Origin of the sequence: Dyella sp. (assembly GCF_035508675.1) — a bacterium.
In the GTDB taxonomy this organism is placed as follows: Bacteria; Pseudomonadota; Gammaproteobacteria; order Xanthomonadales; family Rhodanobacteraceae; genus Dyella_B.
Window position 1 is genome coordinate 1 of the sequence record NZ_DATJMN010000117.1, and the last position, 5,678, is coordinate 5,678.

Consider the following 5,678-nt stretch of genomic DNA (forward strand, 5'->3'; position numbering starts at 1 on the left):
CTATTCGGCCTTCGTGGTGGCGGACAAGGTGACGGTGCTGAGCCGCCGCGCTGGCACCCCCGTCAGCGAAGGCGTGAAGTGGGAAAGTGATGGCAAGGGCGAATATTCGCTGGAGCAGGTCGAACTGCCCGAGCGCGGCACCGCCGTGGTGCTGCACCTGAAAGCCGATGAAGACGAATTCCTCAAGCGCTGGCAGCTGCGCTCGCTGATCACACGCTATTCCGACCACGTCGCCTTCCCGATCCGCATGCCGGAAGAAAAAGACGACAAGCCCACCGGCGAATGGGAAACCGTCAACGCCGCCTCCGCGCTGTGGACCAAGCCCAAGAGCGAGATCAGTGACGAGGAATACCAGAGCTTCTACAAGTCGCTGGGCCACGATTTCAACGACGCGCTGGCCTGGACGCATAACCGCGTGGAAGGCAACCAGAGCTACATCACCTTGCTCTATCTCCCTTCGCAGCCGCCATTCGAGCTGACGATGGGTGGCCGTGACGAGCGCAAGGGGCTTAAGCTCTACATCAAGCGCGTTTTCATCATGGACGCGGCGGAGCAGTTGCTGCCCAACTACCTGCGTTTCGTGCGCGGCGTGGTCGACGCCGACGATCTCCCGCTCAATGTAAGCCGCGAAATCCTGCAGCAGAACCGCCAGTTGGAACGCATCAAGGCCGCTTGCGTGAAGCGCGTGCTGGACCTGATCGAAAAGCTCGCCAAGGATGAGCCGGAGAAGTTCAACACCTTCTACAAGGCCTTCGGCAATACGCTCAAGGAAGGCATCGTGGAAGATCACGCCAACCGCGAACGCATCGCCAAGCTGCTGCGCTTCGCCTCCACCAAGGGCGAGGGCAGCACACAGAGCGTGTCGCTGGATGATTACATCGGCCGCATGCCGGTCAGCCAGGACACCATCTGGTACATCACCGCCGACAGCCACGCCGCCGCCGCCGGCAGCCCGCAACTGGAAGCGTTCAAGGCCAAGGACATTGAAGTGCTGCTGATGTCCGACCGTATCGACGAATGGATGCTCGGCAGCTTGAACGAATACAGCGGCAAGAAGCTGCGCAACGTCGCCAAGGGCGAGCTGCCGCTGGACGAAGAAGGCAAGAAGCAGCAGGAAGAAGCCAGCAAGGCCGCCGAGCCGCTGCTGAAGAAGCTGAAAGACTTGCTGGGTGATCGCGTCAGCGACGTGCGGGTGTCGGCCCGCCTGACCGATTCGCCGTCGTGCCTGGCCTTGTCCGACTACGAAATGGCCCCGCACCTGGCGCGCCTGCTGCGCGAAGCCGGCCACGACATGCCCTCCAGCAAGCCCACGCTGGAGATCAATCCGCAGCATGCACTGCTCAAGCGGGTGGAAGCCGAGAACGACGAAGGCCGTGCGAAGGATCTCGCCAACCTGCTGTTGGAGCAGGCGGAGATTGCGGCGGGTGCGCCCTTGCTTGATCCGGCGGCGTTCGTGCAACGCTTGAATCGCGTGTTGCTGGGTTGAGGACACCTTGCTCTATCCGGAAGCGCAGATGGAGTAATGGACAAGCCTGAGCCATGAACTCATGCGGCCATCATTCCCACGCAAGCGGGAATGATGGCCGTGTGCTCAGGTGGCAATGAGATGCAAGCGCGGCAAATGCATGCCTCCTATGACCGCCAGCAAGCGCGTCAAAAGAATCACCACCACGCCAACACTCACCGCGACATTGCGCGGCGCGCCGAGCTTTTGCAAAACCAGATACGCCACGATGCCGGCAATCGCCGCCGTGGCATACAGATCCTGCTGGAAGATCAACGGCACGCGCGCGCACATCACGTCGCGCAACATGCCGCCGGCGGTGCCGGTGATGGTTCCCATCAGCACCACGATCAGAGGCGACAGCCCCGCCGCTTCGGCAATCTGTGCGCCGCTGATCGCAAACAATGCCAGCCCCAGGGCATCGGCAATCAAGAAGCTCTGGCCGGGCGGCGGAAAGCATGCGAGATAAAGCATGGTCAAGCCGGCGGCGCCCAGGATCACCAGCAGATAGCGTGCATCCTTCACCCAGAAAATGGGGTCGCGGTTGAGCAGTACGTCACGCAAGGTACCGCCGCCGATGGCCGTCAATGCGGCCAGCGCCAGGCCGCCGAGCAGATCCATGCCCGAATGCGCCGCCACCAGCACGCCGCTGACAGCGAACACGGCCACTCCGATCAGATCCAGCAGGTAGAGCAACATGCGGACTCCCCGTGCGTCAGGCTTGCCTCGGCAACCTGGCGTTCCCACTTACCCTGCATCCGCCAGGCCGTAAACCGATAATGCCACGATGAAACACGCACTCCATGAAACACCCGCCGAGGTTCGCGCCGATGTCTGGCTGTGGGCGGCGCGCATGTACGAGACACGCAGCCTGGCCAAGCAGGCGATCGAGGGTGGCAAGGTCGACGTGAACGGCGGTGGCTGCAAGCCTTCCAAGGCCTTGCATGTGGGCGATACCGTGCGGCTGACGCGCGGCGAGGAGCGGCTGGAGCTGGAAATCCTGGCACTTGCCGAGCTGCGCGGACCGGCCAGCGTGGCCCAGACGCTTTATCGCGAAACCGAAGCCAGCCGGCTGGCGCGCGAACAGGCCCGGGAACAGCGGCGCCTGACCGGGGCAGGCCTCAACCATCCTTCGACCCGGCCAAACAAGCAGCAACGTCGGGAATTGCGACGGCTTAAGGATTTTCCCTGAGCAGCACATCTCAGAAATCCGCGCTCATCTGCGTGATGATCTTTTCGCCAAGCAGGTAACCCGGGAGAGGTTGCCGCGACAAGCGATTAAAGGGGGAAACCAATGAGCGGGATCGATTTCTTCAAGCGGTTGCTGGGCGGTCACGCCCAGGAAAGCACGCCAACGCGGCGGCTCATGCAGGCAGCGCAAGGCTTGCGCAGCTTGGTGGTGGACGATTCGCCGACCATTCGCGCAGTGCTCGGCAAGATGCTCGAGCAGGAAGGTTATGGCGTGCAAAAGGCGGCCGATGGCGAAAGCGCCCTCGAGCTGGCCAAGACCGAGCAGCCGGAGCTGATCTTCCTGGACATCGTGTTGCCGGGCATCAACGGTTTCGCGGTGTTGCGCGCCTTGAGGCATGACCCGCTGACGCGTCACATTCCCATCGTGATGATCAGCGGCAACCAGCAAGCCACCGAACAATTCTATGTGCAGCGCTTCGGCGCCGACGACTTCATCAAGAAGCCGTTTGGCCTGCGCGAAGTGCAGCAATCCATCGATCAACTGGTACGCGCGGAACGCTTGCCCGCGCGCGTGCCGATGCCGGTCGTGGTCACTGCAACGGTCACGCCTTACGAAGAGCTGCCCAGCACGCTCTCGGGCATGGCCGCTTGAATTCACTTCGTTCCCAGCGGTAGCCGCCTGACTTCAGACGGAAACGCCGCAGCGTGAAGACGCTGCGGCGCTTTTTTTGGGCCAGCACAGCATTCCCGGCTTGCCCTTTTTCCCTTACGCCAGATCGAAGCGATCGAGATTCATCACCTTGTTCCAGACTGCTATGAAGTCACGGACGAACTTTTCTTGCGCATCCGCGCTTCCATAGACTTCCGCCAGTGCGCGCAACTGCGAGTTCGAGCCGAACACGAGATCGACGCGCGTACCCGTCCACTTGAGTTCGCCGGTTGTGCGATCACGTCCTTCAAACACATCTTGTGCACGTGAGGCTGCCTTCCAGGTGGTGCCCATGTCCAGCAGGTTGACAAAGAAGTCGTTGGTCAAGCTACCCGGCCGCTTGGTGAAGACGCCATGCCTGGTATGCCCGAAGTTGGTATCCAGCACGCGCAGGCCGCCGATCAGCACCGTCATCTCGGGCGCGGTCAGTGTCAGCAGTTGCGCCTTGTCGACCAGCATCACTTCGGCCGGAACGCTGAACTGGCCTTTGAGGTAATTGCGGAAGCCGTCCGCTACGGGTTCGAGTACGGCGAAGGATTCCACGTCGGTCTGTTCCTGGGCGGCATCGGTCCGTCCCGGTGCAAAGGGAACCGCCACGTTCACGCCGGCGTGTTTTGCAGCCTGCTCGACGCCAGCGCAGCCGCCCAGCACGATCAGATCGGCCAGCGACACCTTCTTGCCGCCGGATTGCGCACGGTTGAAGGCCTGCTGGATGTCTTCCAGCGTCTTAAGTACTTTCGCGAGTTGTTCCGGCTGGTTGGCCTGCCAATCCTTCTGCGGGGCGAGCCGGATGCGTGCACCGTTGGCGCCGCCGCGCTTGTCGGAGCCGCGGAACGTGGATGCTGATGCCCAGGCCGTCGATACCAGTTCCGGCACGGACAGGCCGGACGCCAGGATCTTGGCTTTAAGGGCGGCGATGTCCTGTTCGTCGATCAGCGTGTGATCGACCGCAGGAATGGGGTCCTGCCAGATCAGCTCTTCGGTCGGTACTTCAGAACCCAGGTAGCGTGCACGCGGTCCCATGTCGCGATGGGTGAGCTTGAGCCATGCACGAGCGAAGGCGTCGGCAAATTCATCCGGATTTTCGAGAAAGTGGCGCGAAATTTTTTCGTAGGCCGGGTCGAAGCGCAGGGCGAGGTCGGTGGTCAACATCGCCGGTGCGTGGCGTTTGGAGCGGTCGTGTGCATCCGGCACGGTGCCGGCGCCGGCACCGCCCTTCGGCGTCCATTGATGTGCACCGGCCGGGCTTTTGGTGAGCTCCCATTCGTAACCGAACAGGTTCCAGAAGAAGTTGTTGCTCCACTTGGTCGGCGAACTGGTCCAGGTCACTTCCAGGCCGCTGGTGATGGCATCGGCGCCTTTGCCAGTGCCGAAGCTGCTCTTCCAGCCCAGGCCCATTTCTTCGATGCCAGCGGCTTCCGGTTCGGGACCAACATGACTTGCCGGGCCTGCGCCATGCGTCTTGCCAAACGTGTGGCCGCCGGCGATCAGGGCGACCGTTTCCTCATCGTTCATCGCCATGCGCAGGAACGTCTCGCGGATGTCGCGTGCTGCGGCGACCGGATCCGGCTTGCCGTTCGGGCCTTCGGGGTTGACGTAGATCAGGCCCATCTGCACGGCGCCGAGCGGATTCTCAAGGTCACGGTCGCCGCTGTAGCGTTCATCGGCCAGCCACTTGCCTTCCGGGCCCCAGTAGATATCCGCTTCTGGCTCCCATGTATCGACGCGGCCGCCGCCGAAACCGAAGGTTTTGAAGCCCATCGATTCGAGGGCGACGTTGCCGGCGAGAATCATGAGGTCGGCCCAGGAGATTTTCCGGCCATACTTCTGCTTGATTGGCCACAGCAGCCGGCGTGCTTTATCGAGGTTTACGTTGTCGGGCCAGCTGTTAAGTGGAGCGAAACGCTGCTGTCCAGCCCCGGCGCCGCCACGGCCATCGCCGATGCGGTACGTGCCGGCGCTGTGCCACGCCATGCGAATGAATAGCGGACCGTAATGGCCAAAGTCCGCGGGCCACCACTCTTGCGAGTCGGTCATCAAGGCGCGAAGGTCCTTGACTACGGCCTTGAGGTCCAGGCTCTTGAATTCCTTGGCGTAATTGAACTCTTCGCCCATCGGGTTGGAGAGGTTGGAATGCTGATGAAGGACCGAGAGGTCCAGCTGGTTCGGCCACCAATCGGCATTGCTGTGGACTTTTCCAGCGCCATGCGCGACCGGGCACTTGGCTTCGGTTGGGTTGGTTTGTGGCTGAGTCGCGGCGATATCAGTCCTGGT

General features: G+C 62.1%; 5 protein-coding genes. 3 read left to right on the top strand and 2 right to left on the bottom strand.

Going from position 1 to position 5,678, the window contains the following annotated elements:
- On the top strand, nt 1-1,486 hold a 1,486-nt coding region (gene htpG, locus VMA74_RS06810), incomplete at its 5' end, for a molecular chaperone HtpG (RefSeq protein WP_325365884.1).
- Nucleotides 1,487-1,591: 105 nt separating this feature from the next.
- Here htpG and VMA74_RS06815 read toward each other — a convergent pair.
- Entirely contained in the window at nt 1,592-2,203 is a 612-nt protein-coding gene (locus VMA74_RS06815; RefSeq protein ID WP_325365885.1) for a trimeric intracellular cation channel family protein, read from the bottom strand.
- A gap of 88 nt (nt 2,204-2,291) precedes the next feature.
- Between VMA74_RS06815 and VMA74_RS06820 the strand changes: the two genes are divergently transcribed.
- Nucleotides 2,292-2,696: an RNA-binding S4 domain-containing protein gene (locus VMA74_RS06820; protein ID WP_325365886.1), complete on the top strand. Its 405-nt coding sequence runs from the start codon at nt 2,292-2,294 to the stop codon at nt 2,694-2,696.
- A 102-nt stretch (nt 2,697-2,798) separates the two neighbouring features.
- On the top strand, nt 2,799-3,347 hold the full coding sequence (locus VMA74_RS06825; protein WP_325365887.1) for a response regulator: 549 nt from the start codon (nt 2,799-2,801) through the stop codon (nt 3,345-3,347).
- Nucleotides 3,348-3,461: 114 nt separating this feature from the next.
- On the opposite strand, the gene katG is transcribed toward VMA74_RS06825, so the two are convergent.
- On the bottom strand, nt 3,462-5,666 hold the full coding sequence (gene katG, locus VMA74_RS06830; RefSeq protein ID WP_325365888.1) for a catalase/peroxidase HPI: 2,205 nt from the start codon (nt 5,664-5,666) through the stop codon (nt 3,462-3,464).
- Nucleotides 5,667-5,678 lie beyond the last annotated feature (12 nt).